Here is a 20336-nt window from a genome sequence, read left to right as displayed (position 1 = left end):
AATTGTAGCTTTATGTATCTTCTGATTCCATCAAAGCCACAATCCAAGTAAAGCTGAGTTCGACTATTGTAACATCAAGGCTTTTAAACGCACGATTTCATCACGAATTCGAGCAGCCTGCTCGAATTGTAATTCTTTCGACGCTTTTAACATTTCTTTTTCAAGCTTAGCAATGTGTTTGGCGAGTAATTTTGGATTAGACAATAAATGCCGCTCATCTGCATTCATCACTTGTGCTTGATCAATAATTTTTTCATCGATTTGATCGTCATCTAACACTTCACCTGTATCAATCTCTTTGATCACTTGACGTACTGCACTCCGTGGTACGATACCATGCTGTTCATTGAACTGAATTTGTTTATTACGACGGCGTTCCGTTTCATCGATCGCTTTTTGCATCGAATCTGTCACCCGATCTGCATATAGAATCGCCTTACCTTTGACATTTCGTGCTGCACGACCAATGGTTTGAATCAATGATCGTTCAGAACGTAAAAAACCTTCTTTATCAGCATCTAAGATAGCAACCAAAGACACTTCTGGCATATCTAAACCTTCACGTAACAGGTTAATCCCGACCAAAACATCATGCACACCTGAACGTAACTCATGAATAATTTTTACACGCTCAACAGTATCAATATCAGAATGTAAATAAGCTACTTTTATCCCATATTCTTTCAAATAAGAAGTTAAATCTTCTGCCATACGTTTGGTCAATGTCGTAACTAAAACACGCTCATTCAAATCTTTGCGAATATTAATTTCCGACAAAACATCATCGACTTGGGTTAATACAGGACGAATTTCAATTTCAGGATCAATCAGTCCTGTTGGACGCACCACTTGCTCAGCAACTTGCTCTGATTTTTCAAGTTCATATTTGGCAGGTGTGGCACTGACATAAATGGTCGTTGGCGCAATTCTTTCCCATTCTTCAAATTTCATTGGACGATTGTCCAATGCACTGGGCAAACGAAAACCATAATTGACCAAATTTTCTTTACGTGAACGGTCACCTTTGTACATTGCACCGATCTGTGGCACGGTGACATGTGACTCATCAATAATCAATAATGCATCTTCAGGTACATAGTCGAATAAAGTCGGTGGAGCCTCGCCTGATGCACGTCCCGATAAATGCCGTGAATAATTTTCAATGCCATTGGTATAACCTAGCTGTTGCATCATCTCTAAGTCATAACGTGTACGTTGCTCGATGCGCTGTAATTCAAGTAATTTATCATGCGCCTTAAAATAAGCTTGGCGTTCCTTCAGTTCTTCTTGAATAGTACCAATTGCACGCTGCAAATTATCTTTAGGTGTTACATAATGGCTTTTTGGATAAATGGTAATACGTGGCACTTTACGCACCATTTTTCCAGTTAAAGGATCAAACCAACGAATTGAATCGACCTCGTCATCAAACAGTTCAATACGAATGGCATGCTGGTCCGATTCCGCAGGGAAAATATCTAAAATTTCACCCCGAATACGATATGTACCACGCAAAAACTCAAGTTCATTACGGGTATATTGCATTTCGACCAAACGGCGAATAATGTCATCACGAGCAATCCGATCCCCTTGTACGACATGCAATAACATACTCATATAGGCATTTGGATCACCCAAACCATAAATCGCTGAAACTGATGCCACAATAATGCTGTCTCGACGCTCCAATAATGCACGGGTTGCTGAAAGTCGCATTTGGTCAATATGATCATTAATTGAAGAATCTTTTTCGATAAAAGTATCAGACGATGGCACATAAGCTTCAGGCTGATAATAGTCATAATAACTGACGAAATATTCCACCGCATTGTTGGGGAAAAATGCTTTAAATTCACCATATAGCTGTGCAGCAAGGGTTTTATTATGTGCCATGACAATGGTTGGACGCTGCGTTTGTGCAATGACATTTGCCATGGTATAGGTTTTTCCAGAACCTGTTACCCCAAGCAAAAGTTGATCATGCAAGCCTCTATTGACACCATCCACTAATTTTTGAATTGCTTGTGGCTGATCACCCGCAGGTTGATAATGAGTGACAAGTTGAAAAGGTTGACCTTCTTGCATATAAATACTTCGGCATCAAATGACAATGCCTTTATTATGAGGGCAAAGTTGCTAGATACAATATCACGTTACGCTACTTTTTATCTAAGCTTTTTAACTTGCGTCGCGCGGGTAGATAATAACGATTTGCTGCTTGGGTCAGTAACGCTCGCCCTTTCACTTCATCTTTCTCCACACCCAAACCACGCAAATATAGACGACCTAAATTATAGATTGCTTCGACAATATCATGATTTGCCGAACGCTGATAATAATGAGCAGCTTGTGTATAATCTCGTTTGACGCCTTTTCCTCGTTCGTATTTATCACCTAAATTATTTAAAGCTTGTGGATTATCCTGATCTGCAGCTTGTTGATACCAATATAATGCTTTTCCATCATCTTGGGTAAAGCCATGTTGACCATACTCGAAGCTATAAGCCAACTGATATTGCCCGATACAATGCCCTTGCTGCGCACTTTGACGTAAATAATATTGTAAATTTTTCTCACGATGATGCTGAAAATACAGATCATAATCGGGATTAATAATCCGTCGATACATCTCAGCCAACTGATAACTGGCTTCGGCAGCACCTTGCTCACTTGCACGCTGAAAATATTCAAGGGCGAACCCCATTGCCTGCATACAATCTTCAGTCCCTCGAAATGCCCATGTATAAAATAATGTCGCCGCTTGAAGAATAGCGTCAACCTCTCCTTTATCTGCAATCTCTTGTAAATATTGCAGATAATCACGATAAAACTCAGCCAAAGTCCCTGCATTCGATGCAAAGTATTCAAGCCTTAATTGTTCAGAAAGAATGCGCTTATTGTTTTGCCCAAGTTGTTTAAAATGTACAGATGCTTCAGCATCTTCTCCTAAAAACTCAATAATCTGAATAGGTACACCAAAACGGTTATTGTTCTCAGCATCAATCAATATGGCAAAATCATCTCGATTAAAACCGAGTTGAGAATATGAATCAGTTCGCATTTCATGTCTCTTTTTTATTTTCAATATGTTATTTTCTTTCAATATCATCATCAGATCACTTGACCATTGCGCAATTCAATTGCAACATGAAGCATAGCCATATTATGGAATTATAGCAAAATGACTTATCAATATCATGATGAAAGTATTATTAAAAACTTACCTGAAGATACGGTTTTTGTTTTTGGCAGTAATATGGCAGGTACACATCAAGGTGGTGCAGCAAAAATCGCACTCCATCATTTTGGAGCCACCAAAGGTGTAGGACGAGGTTGGGCAGGTCAAAGTTTTGCCATTCCAACCATGAATGAGCATTTACAACAAATGCCCTTATCACAAATACAACATTATGTTGAAGATTTTAAAATTTATACCAAAAATCATCTTAAAACCAAATATTTTGTGACTGCGGTTGGCTGTGGGGTTGCTGGTTATAAAGTTGAAGAAATTGCCCCAATGTTTAAAGGCATTTCACACAATGTTATTTTTCCAATATCTTTTCGCCCTTTTGTCGAAAAAACACTGCCTAAACTCAACCAACATGTATTGCAGTCTTTTATTCAAAGTTCTGTTATTTTTAATGAAGATATTGCGCAAGCCGTACAAGCTTTAGATCTTAGTGAAGCTGAAAAAGCATTAGCACAAATCGTGATCAATACCCCAATGTACCCAACCGACAGTAATGGGCGTGATCGTAGCTATGAAATTAGTGATATTTTAAATACACTTAACAATAAACATGTTTTAGAATTAGACTTACGCAGTGATGAAACGAAAACACTAGGAGGTGTTATTTTAGCAATTTTAGAATTGTATAATATCAATGAACATGATTTCATAGAAGCTTGGCAAGGGCAAAAAGCGATCATGCCTCCCAAGGCAGCGCACCATGCTCAAAAATAGTTATTTACTTTTATTACATAATTTTTATATCACTTGAATCATACAAATTTAAAGGAGTTTTACGATGGGAGAGATTAATTTATCCATTTTCAACTTAGCTCCCATGGCAATGTGGATTCAAGATTTTAGTGCGGTCAAAAAAATCTTCCAACAATGGCAAGATGAAGGTATTGAAGATTTAGAACAATATTTATTAGAAGACCCTGAACGTTTACAACCTTGTTTGAGGGTGATCAAGACTATTCAGGTCAATCAAAGTACTTTAGAGTTGTATGATGCAGCAGATTTAAATGAAATCTTAGAAAGTTTTGCACGCTTGCATTACGAAAAAATTAGCATTGAAAAAGTCAAATTCTTTGTTGCTCTTTGGAATAAAGAAGCACAATGCATCTGCCCTTCAATTAACTTTACCTGCAAAGGTAAACAAATTGATATTTTGCTTAAAGCCAGTGTTCTACCGGGTTATGAAGACAGTTGGGAACGCTTATTGCTCACGACTGAAAATGTATCTGACTATCAAAATGCACGCCGTTTTGCGGAATCATTATTTATTCACTCACCTACGGCACTTTGGGTCAAAGATTATAGCGGGATCAAAACATTATTTACTCAGTTACAGACCCAAGGTGTTCAAAATTTAGAGCTTTATTTACAACAACAGCCTGATTTTTTAATGCTGTGCTTCCAAAACATTCGTTCTATTGATGTCAATCAAGCTTTATTAAATCTTTTTCATGCCAGCAGTAAACAGCATTTTTATCAAAACATACATACATTGTTGAATGAAAATAGCAAACAGCATTTTCAAAATGAACTCCTGTATTTATGGCAAGAACATTACCATTTAGAACGTGACTGTGAATATAAAACCTTAGATGACAAAACCATTCATGTGCGTGAACAATTTATGATTTTCCCAAATGCACATCACACATGGGATACGGTACAAATCGCCTATACCGATTTTACCGCACGTAAACAACTTGAAGAATATTTAGAATTTATGAGTCATCGCGATGAACTCACACAGTTATATAACCGTAACTTTTTTAATGCTGAAATAAAACGCTTACAACACGAAACAGTTTTCCCAACTGCATGTATTTATTTAGATATTAATGGACTCAAAACCATTAATGACCTTAAAGGTCACCACTGTGGTGACTTATTGTTAAAACGTTTTGCCAATATTTTACGTAAAGCTACGGAAAATACAGCTTATTCTATTTCTCGCATTGGGGGAGATGAATTCGTGATTTTAATGCCACAAGCCACGGCCAGCATGGCTTATCAATTATTTGAAAAAATTCAGGATTATATTAACGAAGATAATCGACTGCATGAACATACCATAATCAGTGTTGCTGCAGGTATTGGATGTACAGATGCCGAGCCGAATATTGAAAATTTAGTCCGTATGACCGACTTAGACATGTATGAACAAAAAAATCAGTATTATCAAAATTATCGTTCTTGAATTTTACATGAGTTTGTTATGTGATTTTTCACACTATGTTGATTATAAATATATTCTAAACAAATTGTTAATATAAATTTAATATCAATTAAATATAACCATATAACTTTAATAAAATGAGGCTTAAACCTCATTTTTCACTCTAAAGTTCTTTGCTATCACATTATAATTAATGATATATTTCCAACATCACTCAACAAACTCATTCAATTACTAGGAATATAAAATGGAGATTTTAGAATCATCAATTTTTAATCTTTCACCTATTCCTATGTGGTTAGAAGACTATAGTGACGTTAAAAAACAGTTTGAAATTTGGCAAGAGCAAGGCATCACAGATTTAAAAGCTTTTTTAGAAGAAGATTTAGAACGGGTGACCCAATGCGCCCATAAAATTAAAATTTTACAAGTCAACCCTAAAACCTTAGCGGTTTTTGAAGCGCAAGATCAACAACATTTATGTGAAAATTTACATATTATTTTTCAGCAAGAAATGTTTCCTTCACATATTTCAGAGCTTGTCGCTTTATGGCAAGGTGAAACAGAATTTTCAAGTACGACCACCAATTATACCATTTCAGGTAAAAAATTAGACATCAAACTACGTGGTGTGGTTTTACCCGATGCACAACACGATTTATCACGTGTTTTACTTACCACAGAAGACATTAGCGACTATCAAAATGCGTGTCGTTTAGAAGAAAAAAATCGTCGTTTGGCAGAGTCACGTTTTATTTATTCCCCAACGTCCTTATGGGTAGAAGATTTTAGCCGAGTTAAAATGCGACTTGACCAATTACGTAGACTCGGAATTGACGATTTTGTCACTTTTTTAGATGTACATGCAGATTTTATTAATCAATGTGTCGATGACATTATTTTACTTGATGTCAATCAAGCTACTTTAGATTTATTAAAAGCCCCAGATAAAGACACTTTATTTAAAAATTTACATAAAGTTTTATCTAAAGAAATGCACCAAACTTTTCGTGAACAACTCATCGAGCTCTGGAATGGCAATATTCATCATCAGCGTGAAGCCATCAATTATGCTTTAGATGGTTCTATTCGTCATGTGTTGCTGCAATTTACCGTTTTTCCTGGTTATGAAGACAATTGGGGTTTAGTGCAACTCGCCCTGACAGATATTACAGCGCGTAAAAAAGCTGAAAGTTACTTAGAGTATCTAGGTAAACATGATGTACTCACCAAACTGACCAATCGTTCTTTTTATACCGAAGAAATTAACCGTTTAGAACGCAGTTTAGTTCGCCCAGTCTCTGCAATTTTCATTGATATGAATGGCTTAAAATATATCAATGATGAATTTGGACACGATGTTGGTGATGAACAACTGCGTCGCATGGGTAATCTTTTAAATCGTGCGATTACCAATACCCCATTCTCAGCATCACGCATTGGTGGCGATGAATTCGTTATTTTAATGGCAGGTGCAGATGAGGAAATGGTTAAAAATCAAAAGTTAATTGTTAAAGAATTACTCAATATTGATAATCAATATTATGCCTCTCAACCGATTAATATTGCGATTGGCTATGCGACAACACAAAACACCGAAACCATTGAACACATGCTTAAACGTGCCGATCATTTTATGTATCAAAAGAAAAAAGCATATTATGCAAATTTAAACCTCATCCCCTAAACTATATGCTCTATATGAATGTAGTTTAAAAATGAAAATAAAAGTCATGAAACCTTGTCTGTTGTTTCTATTTTATTGAATAATTTGAAATACTTCTGTTCAACTCATCACACCTCGTCAAGAAAATATGATTCAAGCCTTGATTGAGGTTAAATATGATCAACTAAAATCTCAAAAGGGAAATAACCAACGATCACAAAGCCTCGAACATTCACTCATTTCTCCTGATCAACCCATCACAGCTCAGACCAACGAGAAACACAACTAAAATAGCAGCTAAAAAAAAATTAAATATCGAATATCATTACGGAGAGTAAAAAATCATAGATAAAAAAAACAGGCAATTGCCTGTTTTTTATTAACGCTTACCCATCGAACGGCGTGTACCACGCGGTGGCATCCATGTCCGATCTGCATATTGTTGTGGTTTTGGGCGCATGCCCTCCACATCCTCATCTGCTGGCTTGGCATCATTGGCTTGTTTCACTGGGAAAGGTAACTTTGCCACAGCTTTTTTCTTGGGAGTATTTTGGGTGCTCATCAGATTCACTCAATTTTAACTGTGCATATTGTACGAAAATTTTAGAAATGATGCGAGTTCTCATCCACATTCATATTCATTTGTATTTTATTGATACATTAAAGTTTGATTTTCGTGATTATTTGGCGAATTTGCTTAAATTTCGGGCGACTCAAAGCAGCTTTTTAAGCTATGATAATGTGCTTTTTATTTTTAAATCCCTATAAGAAGGAATACTGCCGTGGACGTACGTCTCTCTGATCGTGTAAATGCCATCAAACCGTCTCCAACGCTTGCTGTGACCAATAAAGCTGCTGAACTCAAAGCAGCTGGCAAGAATGTTATTGGCTTGGGCGCTGGTGAACCTGATTTTGATACCCCACAACACATCAAAGACGCAGCAATTGCAGCGATTAATAATGGTTTTACCAAATACACTGCTGTTGACGGTACGCCTGGCCTTAAAAAAGCAATCATTGCGAAATTAAAACGTGATAACAACTTAGAATACGCTGCAAACCAAATTTTGGTGTCTTGTGGTGGTAAACAATCTTTCTTTAACTTGGCACTTGCTTTGTTAAACAAAGGTGATGAAGTGATCATCCCTGCACCTTACTGGGTAAGCTATCCTGATATGGTGATCATCGCTGAAGGCGTGCCTGTTATTGTGAAGTGTGGTGAAGAACAACGTTTCAAAATTACGCCTGCTCAATTAGAAGCTGCAATCACTGACAAAACTCGTTTAGTGGTTCTAAACAGCCCTTCTAACCCAACAGGTATGATCTACACTAAAGAAGAATTACTTGCTTTAGCTGACGTTCTACGTAAATACCCTGAAGTTATGGTTGCGTCTGATGATATGTATGAACCAATCCGTTGGGATGATGAGTTCTATAACATTGCAACTGTTGCACCAGACCTTTACGACCGCGTGATCGTGCTTAACGGTGTATCTAAAGCATATGCAATGACAGGCTGGCGTATTGGTTATGCAGCGGGCCCTGCTAAGCTCATCGGTGCGATGAAAAAAATCCAATCACAATCAACTTCAAACCCAACTTCAATTTCACAAGTTGCTGCTGAAGCTGCATTAAATGGTCCTCAAGACGTTCTTGAGCCAATGATTGAAGCATTCAAACGTCGTCATGACTTAGTGGTTAAAGGCTTAAACGACATCAACGGTATTACTTGCCTTCCTGCTGATGGTGCATTCTATGCCTATGCAAACATCCGTCCATTGATTCGTGCCAAAGGTTTAAAATCTTGCACAGAATTCTCTGCATGGTTATTGGAAGAAACTGGTGTTGCCGTTGTTCCGGGTGATGCGTTCGGTCTAGGTGGTTATATGCGTATTTCTTATGCAACTGCAGACGAAGTTCTTGTAGATGCGCTTGCACGTATCAAGAAAGCTGCTGACTCAATCGAAGGCGTAGACGCTGCGATTGCTTCAATTGCTGCTGAAAAAGCTGCAAAATAATTTAAAGATTTAAGTAAAAAATCCGTCAACGTTGGCGGATTTTTTATTACATAAAGAACATTCATTCAAAATTATTTTAGCTGTTCAAAAATCAAAAATACCACTCAACAGCTAATGAGATAAAAATTTCAATCTCTTTTTAATGAGATCATTTGCTCAAGTCATTGTCTAATATTTTTAAATAGCTGACGGGTACATGCTCAGTCAACCAAACACCATTTTCAGCTTGATAAAATTTGAAGCCATCTTGATACATTTGAATGCTATCAACTTGAAAAATCACCACTTTGCCATGTCGTTGACCGACTTTCCTAGCAGTGACTAAATCTGCAGATAAATGCACATGATGCCGGGTACCTGCGATTAAACCCTGTTGTAAAATGCACTCAACAAAACGCGTTGCTGTGCCGTGGTAAAGCACATCGGACGGAGTAATAGAGTTGTAATCACGTTGTACTTGTGCAGAAGAGTGTCCCTGCACTGCGCGAATTTTTTGACCATCTGCGGAAAATTGAAAGCGCTTTTTATCATTATTTTCCACAATATAAAGTAATTCACCAAAACTCATTTTTTGCCGATGCTTACTCATTTGACTGAGGAGAATTTGGATGTCTGTCCAACCTTCGCGATCGAGTTGTATACCAATACTTGCAGGCTGATGACGCAGGACAAGGCTTAAAAATTTACTGCGTTGTCGAATCACTTTTTCGTTCGGTTTCATTTTTTATTTGCAATTTTTAATAATATAGTGTCATTATGACACATTATTAGTTGAGTAAACAGTCTAAAGTGATTAACTATCACACCATAAATTCGAACATTAAAGATTTCAAATTTTATATATATAAAATTTAAAATATCAATTTTCTACACACAAAAAAGATTTAATTAGCACCGAAAAGCATCTTTTCTGCAAAAGTCTAATGCAGAGCAACAATGATCGTGCTAAAATAAGAGAAATCGGGTGTGCTCCCGATTTTTTTATGCGGATTACTTCCGCGCTGACAGGATTTAGGTTTACAACATGCCCATTTCAGAGACATGGTTATTACCTGATGGTGTAGCTGATGTATTACCAGAGCAAGCGCAAGTAATTGAAACTTTGCGCCGTAGCGCTTTAGATTTCCTCGCTTCTCGAGGTTATCAATTGGTGTACACGCCGTTTATCGAATACATCGAATCTCTCTCTTCTCTTTCAGAATCGAATCAAGATTTAGACTTAGCCACTTTTAAAGTCATCGACCAACTCTCAGGTCGTTTACTTGGTGTGCGTGCCGATATGACACCACAAGTGGCTCGTATTGATGCGCATGTACATCCAGTAGAAGGTGTGGCTCGTTACTGCTATGCAGGAACAGTACTTCATACTAAACCACAGGGTTTTAATACCACACGTGCCCCACTTCAGTTGGGTGCAGAGTTATTTGGTTCGGACAGCATTGACGCGGACGTTGAAATGATCGATGTCATGCTCAGTTTGATCGAAACCGCAAATTTAGTTGAAGGTGTTCATCTCGATTTAGGGCATGTCGGTTTATTCCGCAGTTTAGTGAAACATGCCAATTTGAGCAAAACCACTGAGCGTCAACTTTCAGATTTATATCAACGTAAAGCACTCCCAGAACTTGCCGAATTTACCCAAGCATTAAAATTCGGTTCAGATTTTTATGCTTTAGGTCGTTATGCAAGTGATTTAACTGCATTACAAAGCAATTTAAGTGCTGAAATTTTACAAGACGAAGCATTTAAGCAAGCCTTCAATGCACTCGCAACCACACAAGCACAAATTCAAGCACGCTGGCCAAATCTTCACATCGGCATCGATGTTGTTGAGTTACGCTCATATCATTATCACACAGGCTTAATGTATGCCGTGTATGCACCAAATCGTGCTGCACCATTAGCACAGGGCGGTCGTTATGATGGTATTGGCGAGCACTTTGGTCGTGCACGTCCTGCAACAGGTTTCTCGTGTGACTTATATGCACTCAGCGCAGGTCAATTCCAAGCAATGAAGCAAGTTGTTGCACCTAAAGGCACAGACACTGCTCTACTTGCCGCAATTGCACAAGTACGTCACAACGGTCTAAGCGTAATCCAGTTATTAGGTGAAGATGACTTAACATCAGTTCCCAATGCAACACATCAGTTAGTGAATGTTGCAGGTGAATGGAAAGTCGAACAAATTTAATCGCTTCACACCAATATTCATGTCATTGGTGTGTGGTTTTCAATTTTAACAGCATGATGTAATGAGGCTATTATGGGCAAGAATGTTGTGGTACTTGGTACCCAATGGGGCGACGAAGGTAAAGGTAAAATCGTTGACCTGCTCACAGATCAGGCGGCTGCGGTTGTTCGTTATCAAGGTGGACATAACGCAGGTCATACGCTCGTCGTAGGTGGTAAGAAAACAGTTCTTCACCTCATTCCATCTGGTATTTTACGTGAAAACGTACTGTGCTTAATTGGGAATGGTGTTGTACTTTCTCCTGAAGCTTTGATCAAAGAAATGGACATTCTTGAAAAAGAAGGTGTTCCTGTTCGTGAGCGTTTACGTATTTCTCCAAACTGTCCTTTGATTCTTCCGCATCACATTGCGTTAGACCAAGCACGCGAGAAAAAACGTGGTAATGCGAAAATCGGTACGACAGGTCGTGGTATTGGTCCTGCGTATGAAGATAAAGTTGCTCGTCGTGCGATCCGTGTTGCAGATTTAGTCCGTGGTGGCGAACATCTTAAAGCACAACTTGAAGAATTACTTGAGTACCATAACTTCCAGTTAACTCAATTCTTTGGTGTTGAAGCGGTTAAAGTTGAAGATGTACTTGCACTTTGTGACCAATGGCGTGAAGTGGTTGCTCCGTTAGTGATTGATGTCACAACTGAATTGCACAACTACCGTAAAAATGGTCAAAACGTGATGTTTGAAGGTGCTCAAGGCTCACTTCTTGACGTGGACCACGGTACATATCCATATGTAACTTCATCAAATACAACTGCGGGTGGTGTAAGCTCGGGTTCTGGTTTAGGTCCTTTGCACCTTGACTATGTATTGGGTATTACTAAAGCTTACACAACACGTGTTGGTTCAGGCCCATTCCCAACAGAATTGGTTTATGATGCTGCGAACGATGTCGGCGATGCAATTGGTAAACATCTTGGTACTGTAGGTGCTGAGTTTGGTGCTTCTACAGGTCGTCAACGTCGTTGTGGTTGGTTTGACGCTGAAATCTTACGCCGTTCAGTTGATGTAAACTCACTTTCTGGTATTTGCTTAACTAAACTTGACGTTTTAGATGGTTTAGAAGAAGTAAAAATCTGTGTAGGTTATGAAGCTGCTGACTCTGGTTGTGTGGGTTCTTCTGATGCGCTTGCATTTGAAACTTTAAAACCAATTTATGAAACAATGCCAGGTTGGTCTGAATCTACTTTCGGTGCAAAATCACTTGATCAATTGCCTGAAAATGCAATCAACTATATCAAACGTATTGAACAATTGATCGAATGCCCAATCGACATCGTATCAACTGGTCCTGACCGCGATGAAACAATCGTATTACGTCATCCATTTGATGCTTAATACAGATCAGTTTTTAAAAAGAGCCTCTCTATGAGGCTCTTTTTTTGCCTTAATAAAAATATGTGAAAATTCAAGACTAAAGTTAGGCGCTCTATGCCTTATATCCTACGCATGAGCTTGTTACAATAAATCTTAAATCAGATTTTTCCCCTACTAAAATTTTGAGAATATGGAATGCAAAAAAATATTTCAGGAACCATTTTTTATTCATCCCTCTTTGCCATCGGGGGTGCACCAACACTGGCGATGTTAATCATCCAAGCACAAACCAATAACCCTGAAATTATTCAAAATGTTCTGTTAAGTTTAACGATTTCATTAGCATGCCTTTTGATTCCGATTATTCTCATTCAAAACAGCATCATCTTTTTTCATCGCAACAAGCCCAATCTAAATGAAAAAATTAAACCCCTATGCACATTCTATTTCGTCCTTGATGCCCTATGCCTAGTGTATTGGTTAATAATTCAGTTTTTATAAGTGAAATTTACACAAATACTATGATTATGAAGCAATTTTACATACTCGTTCACAGCTAAAATCAATATAATCATACTTATTACTTTATATTTGTTGGAGCACATTATAATGAATAATAAACTCATGATGGGCATTTGTGCAGCAGGTTTAATTTCGCTTTCTGGCTGTACCACCATGGCTGATATGGCAGGTGCCGATAGCGCAACACTCAATGTTGCAGCAACGCAAGGTTTTAATAAAACTGTGCAAGAAGCACGCAGCAATAAGACATTGGATACATCATCCTCGACCTACAAACGTATCAATGCAGTATTTTTACGTTTAAAACCTTATGCAGATCAAATGAACCAAACAGGGACAAAATTTGATTGGCAATTGGCTGTACTCAAATCAGACCAAGTCAATGCTTATGTTGCCCCAGGGGGTAAAGTTGTATTTTATACAGGCATTGTCAATAAATTAGCACTCACCGATGCTGAAATTGCAGCTGTCATGGGACATGAAATGATTCATGCCTTAGAAGAACATGCAAAAAGTAAAATTGGTGCGCAAGCATTGACTGATTTAGCCTTACAAATTGGCTTAAGTGCAGCAGGTGATCGTGTAGGTCAACTTGGTACAGCTGCAGCACAATTAGGCTCACAAGTTGGCGTGGGTTTACCTTATTCACGTAGCTTAGAGAGTCGTGCCGACCAAGGTGGTTTAATGCTGATGGCAAAAGCAGGCTATAACCCGCAAGCTGCCATTACACTTTGGGAAAAAATGAATAAATTAGAAGGTGCAGGTGGTGCATCATTCTTATCTACCCACCCATCTAACGCTCAACGTATCGCTGCAATGCGTGAAAACCTACCTGCGGCACAAGCAATTTACAACAAACGTTAATGATCCACTCAAGATAGAAACTTTGCTTTTTACAAAAACCGAGCCTCTTTTGCTCGGTTTTTTAATGAGGATTTTGCACATAAATTGATGTAATCAGCTCATTATTATCTTTCAATACAGCTTCATGAGAATTAATACCATTGGACATGGGCTAAAAAATGATTTTTTATCGCATCAAAAAATTACAACACTTATTTTAGATAATTTCTTTTTAAAAAAATTGTGTATTTAATATACAAAAATGATTCTATTTTGCGATTTTCACTATTTAGATTTTAAATAGTTGTGATACTTAATATCATAATAAATAATACTAATACCATTTCTTATATAATTATGAGCTATTTTTTTAAGTAATATCACTTTAAACTTACCGAGATTCTTGACATAAAATGCCTATTTATTAAACAAAAAATACCTCAAAAAGTTAATTTTCACACTCAAATTAATAGAAATTTTATATTATAAAATTGATCATTTTAATCAAAAAAGCTGAATTTACATTCAGCTTTTTCCACCTAAAATAACCATAAAATTGTATTTTATTTAAACAATTCTACGTTTCAAACCTGTCATCTGTAAAATACGCGTCGAGATTTCTTCGATTGACATTTCTGATACATTTAAGTATTTAATTCCTTCAGAAATGTAAATTCCTTCAACTGCACGTAGTTCCATTTGACATTGTGAAAAACTTGCATAGCGACTATTTGCCTTACGTTCAGTACGAATTGCAACCAAACGTTCAGCATCAATCATCAACCCAAATAGCTTATGTTTATGCTCTTTCAGCACTGCTGGCAAGCGATTATCATCCAAATCTTCTTCCGTAAGTGGATAATTTGCAACACGAATTCCAAATTGTAATGACAAATAAATTGAGGTTGGAGTTTTACCTGAACGGGATACACCGATCAAAATTAAATCTGCTTTATCATAGTGGCGAGTGCGGGCACCATCATCATTATCCAAAGCAAAATGCACAGCATCAATACGCGCCTTATAGGACTCAGAATCGGTCACCGCATGGGTTTGTCCGACTAAAGTTGTAGGTTGTGTCCCCAAAACATCTGACAACTTACTAATAAGTCCTTCAAAAACATCAAGATTTACAGCATTTGCAGTATTAATAATATCTCGCACATAAGGGTCAACTAAGGTATCAAAAACTAAAGGTTGTTGACCGTCCTTTTCTGCGCGAATATTGATTTCCTCTACCACATTCATGGCTGCTTCTTCAGAGCTAATATATGGAATAATATGTATATCAAACTTGACATGAGGAAATTGTGCTAACAATGAGTGCCCAAGGGTTTCAGCAGTAATCGCAGTACCATCAGAAATAAAAAAAACGCTACGCTTTATTTGGTTACTTTCTGACATTAAAAATCTCCTCAAACATTTGTCTTAGCGATGTATAATCTTTATAGTAATGCCCATCTTACATGACTATGACTTAGTTGAATCAAAAAGCTGAGTTTTTTGTTATAATTTCACGCCAAAATAGTGATTAATACTGCATAAGTGGAGTAACAACTTTGGAAGCACGCGTAATCGGTCTAGAAAAACTAGGGAAACACGACGTTGAGATCGTGGGTGGTAAAAACTCTTCACTTGGAGAAATGATCAGTCATTTAGCAAATGCTGGTGTATCCGTACCTGGTGGATTTGCAACAACTGCTGACGCTTATCGTGAATTCCTAGAGCAAAGCGGTCTTAATGCTAAAATTAATGCTGAACTTGCGACATTAAATGTTGACGATGTAAACGCACTTGCTGAAACAGGCGCAAAAATTCGTCAATGGATTGTAGATACTCCACTTACAGCGGGACTTGAACAAGAAGTCCGTGAAGCTTTCACTGCACTTTCAAATGGTAATCCAGACATTGCCGTTGCTGTACGTTCTTCTGCAACTGCCGAAGACTTGCCTGATGCTTCATTCGCAGGTCAACAAGAAACTTTCTTAAACATCCGTGGAATCGACAACGTTCTGATCGCGATCAAAGAAGTATTTGCATCACTTTATAATGACCGTGCGATTGCTTACCGTGTACACCAAAACTTTGCACATGACATTGTTGCATTATCTGCAGGTGTTCAGCGCATGGTACGTTCTGAAACAGGTGCTGCAGGTGTCATGTTTACACTGGATACAGAGTCTGGTTTCCGTGAAGCTGTATTTATCACAGCTTCTTATGGCTTGGGTGAAATGGTAGTACAAGGTGCAGTCAACCCTGACGAATTCTATATTTCTAAACCACTTCTACGTGCAGGTAAACATTCAGTAATCCGTCGTAACCTTGGCTCTAAACACCAAAAAATGATTTATGGTGAAGAAGGTGCTGCAGGTAAATCTGTTGTTGTGGTCGACGTTGAAAAAGCTGAACGTCAACAATTTGCTTTAAATGATCTAGAACTTCAAGAATTGGCTAAACAAGCCCTCATTATTGAAGAGCATTATAAAGCGCCAATGGACATCGAATGGGCGAAAGACGGTGATGACGGTCAAATCTATATCGTTCAAGCGCGTCCTGAAACAGTAAAAAGCCGTGAAAATGTTGGCACAATGGAACGCTACCTACTTAAACAAAAAGGTACAGTGCTTTGTGAAGGTCGTTCAATCGGTCAACGTATCGGTTCTGGTAAAGTGCGTATTGTTACGTCTATTAAAGAAATGGACAAAGTACAACCAGGTGACGTTCTTGTATCTGACATGACTGACCCAGACTGGGAACCAGTGATGAAGCGTGCTGCTGCAATCGTAACGAATCGTGGTGGTCGTACTTGTCACGCTGCAATTATTGCACGTGAATTAGGTGTTCCTGCGATTGTAGGCTGTGGTAACGCAACTGAAGTCCTCACTGATGGTCAAGAAGTGACTGTTTCTTGTGCTGAAGGTGATACTGGCTTTATCTATGAAGGTGCATTAGATTTTGAAATTCAACGTAACTCAATTGAGTCTATGCCTGCACTTCCATTTAAAGTAATGATGAACGTCGGTAACCCTGACCGTGCATTTGACTTTGCACAAATTCCAAACGCAGGTATTGGTCTAGCGCGTTTAGAATTCATCATCAACCGTATGATCGGTGTGCATCCTAAAGCGTTGTTGAACATTGACAGCTTACCTCGTGAAACTCGCGCTGCTGTTATGGCACGTACTGCGGGCTACTCTTCACCGATCGAATTTTATGTTGAAAAATTAGTTGAAGGTATTTCTACACTTGCTGCTGCATTTGCTGACAAACCTGTCATTGTTCGTATGTCAGATTTTAAATCTAACGAATATGCGAACTTGATCGGCGGTAAATTGTACGAACCTGAAGAAGAAAACCCAATGTTGGGCTTCCGTGGTGCAAGCCGTTATGTATCAGACAACTTCCGTGACTGTTTTGAGCTTGAATGCCGTGCGTTGAAAAAAGCACGTGACGAAATGGGCTTAACCAACATTCAAATCATGATTCCTTTCGTTCGTACAGTAAACGAAGCGAAACGTGTGATTGAATTATTGGCTGCAAATGGCTTAAAACGTGGTGAAAATGGTCTTAAAGTGATCATGATGTGTGAATTACCAACCAATGCATTATTGGCTGAACAATTCCTTGAACACTTTGATGGTTTCTCAATCGGTTCTAATGACTTAACTCAGTTAACACTTGGTCTAGACCGTGACTCTGGTATCGTATCTCACTTGTTTGATGAGCGTGATGCTGCTGTGAAAGTATTACTTTCTATGGCAATCCACGCATGTCGTAAAGCAGGTAAATATGTAGGGATCTGTGGTCAAGGTCCTTCTGATCACCCAGATCTTGCAAAATGGCTCATGGAACAAGGTATTGAATCAGTTTCATTGAACCCTGACTCAGTGCTCGACACTTGGTTCTTCCTTGCTGAAGAAAAATCTAAAGCTTAATTAAGCGCAATAAAAAGACCCTCTCGTAGGGTCTTTTTTTATGTGTAAACATAAATAATAAGTTCTAGTAAATTTTTTTATTTTTCATCGATATTTTAAATTTGATGTAAATTTAATTTTCATCAGGTGAAAAATCGAGTATACATAAGGGTTCAAAAAAGTAGATGGGTTAATTTAATGCTACGATATACCTATTTATCTACAATTTTTACGTTTTAGATTTTTTGAGAATGACGCTTTATGCAAATTTACTTGGCGAGAAATAATCAACAGGCTGGACCATATACACTAGAGCAAGTCAACCAAATGCTTGCCGACCAACAAATCTTACTCACCGATTTGGCTTGGCATCAAGGAATGACGGAATGGAAAGCTTTGGGTGAACTTACGCAAGGTAAACTTGTTTATGAACCTGTAGGTTATACGGCTCCTATTTCATTGAATAAAACTGAGCCTTTTTCAAATACGTCTACACCAACCCAATCTAGCAAAACACAGCAAAATGTTGAACTTGCACCATTGCATTCTCGTTTTTTTGCCAAAATTATTGACCTTTTACTTTGGTTACCCACATCAATTATTTTAGGCTTATTTTTAAACACCACCGAAATTCAAAAGCTTACTAGCTTGCAAGACCAAATGCTAAGCAAAGCACAAAGCAATGATGTCAACCAAGTTTTGGAAATCCAATCGCAAATGCTTGCACTCTTCCCTGATCAAGCATGGATTGCAATGTTTGGTTATATTTTTATCATGTTAGCAGTACAAGCTTATTTTCTTTCAAAATCCGGACAAAGCATTGGTAAAAAAGCATTAAAAATTAAAATTGTCGATGAAGAAAGCAATGAAAAGGTCAGCTTTTTACGCGTGTTCGTTTTACGTTCGATTTTGTTTATTGTGATTTATCGCTTTTTAGGTTTATTTGCGATTGTCGATTTGTTATTCGCATTCAGTAAAAAACGACAAACTTTACATGATAAGTTAGTTAAGACCAAAGTCATTAAGCAATAATTTTTTAGTTTTTTTTAAGGGATGCAAATGCATCCTTTTTTAATGCTATAGCTTTGATTTGAAAATACAAAATACTAGATAAACAAATAAATCCGAGTAAAAAAATTGGTTTTTGTTACAGTTATTTAAAGCCTTTTTACATATAGCTAAGTTTGTTGATATGAGGCATAATGCCCTACAACGTCTGGGTGTCAGATCATTGAGAATGTTTACTATTTGTAATTAATAGTCATTTTCAATCATGCGACACTTTAATCGCTATCCCATATTTAATAGGGAATGGGACTCTTCACCGAGGTTGTAAAATGAGACAAACGATTTTAGCTGTATTGTCTTTATCTACGATTGCCGCACTTTTAACAGGGTGTGGTGGTGATATGGTACTTCTAAACTCTAAAGGTCCAGTTGCTGAAGGTCAAAGTAACCTGATGATGACTGCGATCTATTTAATGCTATTGGTTGTAATTCCTTCGATCATTATGGCATTGTGGTTTGGTTGGAAATATCGCGCATCGAATAAAGACGCAGACTATAAACCTACATGGGCACATTCAACTGCAATTGAGATTGTAGTATGGGGTGTTCCTGTAATTATTATTGGTATTCTTGCGTATTTAACATGGTGGGGTTCACATAAATATGACCCATACCGTCCGCTCGAATCTGACAAAGCGCCTGTAACTATTCAAGTTATTGCTGAACAGTTTAAATGGATCTTTATCTATCCTGAACAACAAATTGCAACTGTTAACGAAATTCGTTTCCCTGAAAAAACGCCAGTTAACTTTAGAATTACCTCTAACTTTACAATGAACTCTTTCTTCATTCCTAAGTTAGCAGGTCAAATTTATGCAATGGCAGGTATGCAAACTCAGTTACACGTATTAGCTGATGAAACTGGCGTATATCGTGGTTTCTCTTCTAACTATAGTGGTTATGGTTTCACACAAATGCGCTTCTTGGCTCATTCTGTTACTGAACCAGAATTCAACAGCTGGGTAGAAGCAGTTAAAACAGGTCAAGGAACTTCAATTAATCCTGAAGCTCAACAAAAAACTGTTTTAGATGCAGCAGAGTTTGCAGCGCTTAAAGATGGTGACCGTTCAAAACATCAGATTGAGAACATGGTCAAAAATGCGCATACTCCAGAAGAAAAAGCACTTGCAGAAGAAGCTGAACGTAAAGGTCCATTCCCTACTAAGCCGTATCCTGTAACTTACTATTCTTCAGTTGAGCCTAATTTGTTCGAAAGCATTATCAATAAATACATGAGCAACTACCACGGTGCAGATCATTCTGCGCAAGCGGGCGCTGAACATGTTAATGCTGAACATGCAACTGCTTCAGTAGAGGAATAAG

General features: G+C 37.9%; 16 protein-coding genes. 11 read left to right on the top strand and 5 right to left on the bottom strand.

Annotated features, from left to right (window positions below; all coding sequences use genetic code 11):
* Window positions 1-63 precede the first annotated feature (63 nt).
* Window positions 64-2085, bottom strand: coding sequence for an excinuclease ABC subunit UvrB (gene uvrB / locus HUV91_RS02310; RefSeq protein ID WP_174492394.1), 2022 nt, complete (start codon window positions 2083-2085; stop codon window positions 64-66).
* Window positions 2086-2158: 73 nt separating this feature from the next.
* Window positions 2159-3061, bottom strand: coding sequence for a tetratricopeptide repeat protein (locus HUV91_RS02305; protein ID WP_174492393.1), 903 nt, complete (start codon window positions 3059-3061; stop codon window positions 2159-2161).
* Between the two features lie 120 nt (window positions 3062-3181).
* Between HUV91_RS02305 and HUV91_RS02300 the strand changes: the two genes are divergently transcribed.
* The 3 genes from HUV91_RS02300 (at window position 3182) to HUV91_RS02290 (ending at window position 7107) form a co-directional block, all read left to right on the top strand.
* Window positions 3182-3964 (top strand): hypothetical protein, encoded by a 783-nt coding sequence (locus HUV91_RS02300; RefSeq protein WP_130073167.1) that lies wholly within the window; start codon window positions 3182-3184, stop codon window positions 3962-3964.
* A 64-nt stretch (window positions 3965-4028) separates the two neighbouring features.
* Window positions 4029-5441, top strand: coding sequence for a GGDEF domain-containing protein (locus tag HUV91_RS02295; protein WP_130073166.1), 1413 nt, complete (start codon window positions 4029-4031; stop codon window positions 5439-5441).
* A gap of 226 nt (window positions 5442-5667) precedes the next feature.
* Window positions 5668-7107, top strand: coding sequence for a sensor domain-containing diguanylate cyclase (locus HUV91_RS02290; protein WP_174492392.1), 1440 nt, complete (start codon window positions 5668-5670; stop codon window positions 7105-7107).
* A gap of 358 nt (window positions 7108-7465) precedes the next feature.
* Here the strand turns inward: HUV91_RS02290 and HUV91_RS02285 are convergent, their stop codons facing one another.
* Window positions 7466-7648 carry a hypothetical protein gene (locus HUV91_RS02285; protein WP_173911279.1) on the bottom strand — a complete coding sequence of 61 codons (183 nt, stop codon included), beginning with the start codon at window positions 7646-7648 and terminating at the stop codon, window positions 7466-7468.
* Window positions 7649-7868: 220 nt separating this feature from the next.
* On the opposite strand from HUV91_RS02285, the gene HUV91_RS02280 reads away from it, so the two are divergent.
* Entirely contained in the window at window positions 7869-9104 is a 1236-nt protein-coding gene (locus HUV91_RS02280; RefSeq protein ID WP_174492391.1) for a pyridoxal phosphate-dependent aminotransferase, read from the top strand.
* Between the two features lie 148 nt (window positions 9105-9252).
* Here HUV91_RS02280 and HUV91_RS02275 read toward each other — a convergent pair whose 3' ends face one another.
* A complete protein-coding gene (locus tag HUV91_RS02275; protein ID WP_174492390.1) occupies window positions 9253-9825 on the bottom strand; it encodes an RNA 2'-phosphotransferase in 573 nt (190 codons plus the stop codon).
* 303 nt (window positions 9826-10128) lie between these two features.
* Between HUV91_RS02275 and HUV91_RS02270 the strand changes: the two genes are divergently transcribed.
* From HUV91_RS02270 to HUV91_RS02255, 4 genes are all read left to right on the top strand, one after another.
* Window positions 10129-11295, top strand: coding sequence for an ATP phosphoribosyltransferase regulatory subunit (locus HUV91_RS02270; RefSeq protein ID WP_174492389.1), 1167 nt, complete (start codon window positions 10129-10131; stop codon window positions 11293-11295).
* Window positions 11296-11367: 72 nt separating this feature from the next.
* Window positions 11368-12687, top strand: coding sequence for an adenylosuccinate synthase (locus HUV91_RS02265; RefSeq protein ID WP_130073160.1), 1320 nt, complete (start codon window positions 11368-11370; stop codon window positions 12685-12687).
* Between the two features lie 174 nt (window positions 12688-12861).
* On the top strand, window positions 12862-13167 hold the full coding sequence (locus HUV91_RS02260; RefSeq protein WP_130073159.1) for a hypothetical protein: 306 nt from the start codon (window positions 12862-12864) through the stop codon (window positions 13165-13167).
* 108 nt (window positions 13168-13275) lie between these two features.
* Window positions 13276-14052, top strand: coding sequence for a M48 family metallopeptidase (locus tag HUV91_RS02255; RefSeq protein ID WP_130073158.1), 777 nt, complete (start codon window positions 13276-13278; stop codon window positions 14050-14052).
* Window positions 14053-14598: 546 nt separating this feature from the next.
* Here HUV91_RS02255 and HUV91_RS02250 read toward each other — a convergent pair.
* Window positions 14599-15435, bottom strand: coding sequence for a pyruvate, water dikinase regulatory protein (locus tag HUV91_RS02250; RefSeq protein ID WP_111859556.1), 837 nt, complete (start codon window positions 15433-15435; stop codon window positions 14599-14601).
* 155 nt (window positions 15436-15590) lie between these two features.
* On the opposite strand from HUV91_RS02250, the gene ppsA reads away from it, so the two are divergent.
* From ppsA to cyoA, 3 genes are all read left to right on the top strand, one after another.
* Window positions 15591-17966, top strand: coding sequence for a phosphoenolpyruvate synthase (ppsA, locus tag HUV91_RS02245; RefSeq protein WP_130073157.1), 2376 nt, complete (start codon window positions 15591-15593; stop codon window positions 17964-17966).
* Between the two features lie 240 nt (window positions 17967-18206).
* Entirely contained in the window at window positions 18207-18977 is a 771-nt protein-coding gene (locus HUV91_RS02240) for an RDD family protein (RefSeq protein ID WP_174492388.1), read from the top strand.
* A gap of 305 nt (window positions 18978-19282) precedes the next feature.
* Window positions 19283-20335: a ubiquinol oxidase subunit II gene (gene cyoA, locus HUV91_RS02235; protein WP_130073155.1), complete on the top strand. Its 1053-nt coding sequence runs from the start codon at window positions 19283-19285 to the stop codon at window positions 20333-20335.
* The last annotated feature ends 1 nt before the right edge of the window (window position 20336 follow it).

It is taken from the genome of Acinetobacter sp. Marseille-Q1623 (assembly GCF_902809895.1).
GTDB lineage: Bacteria > Pseudomonadota > Gammaproteobacteria > Pseudomonadales > Moraxellaceae > Acinetobacter > Acinetobacter piscicola_A.
The sequence above is the reverse complement of the archived record's forward strand: the minus strand, read 5'-3'. Positions and strand labels throughout refer to the sequence as shown.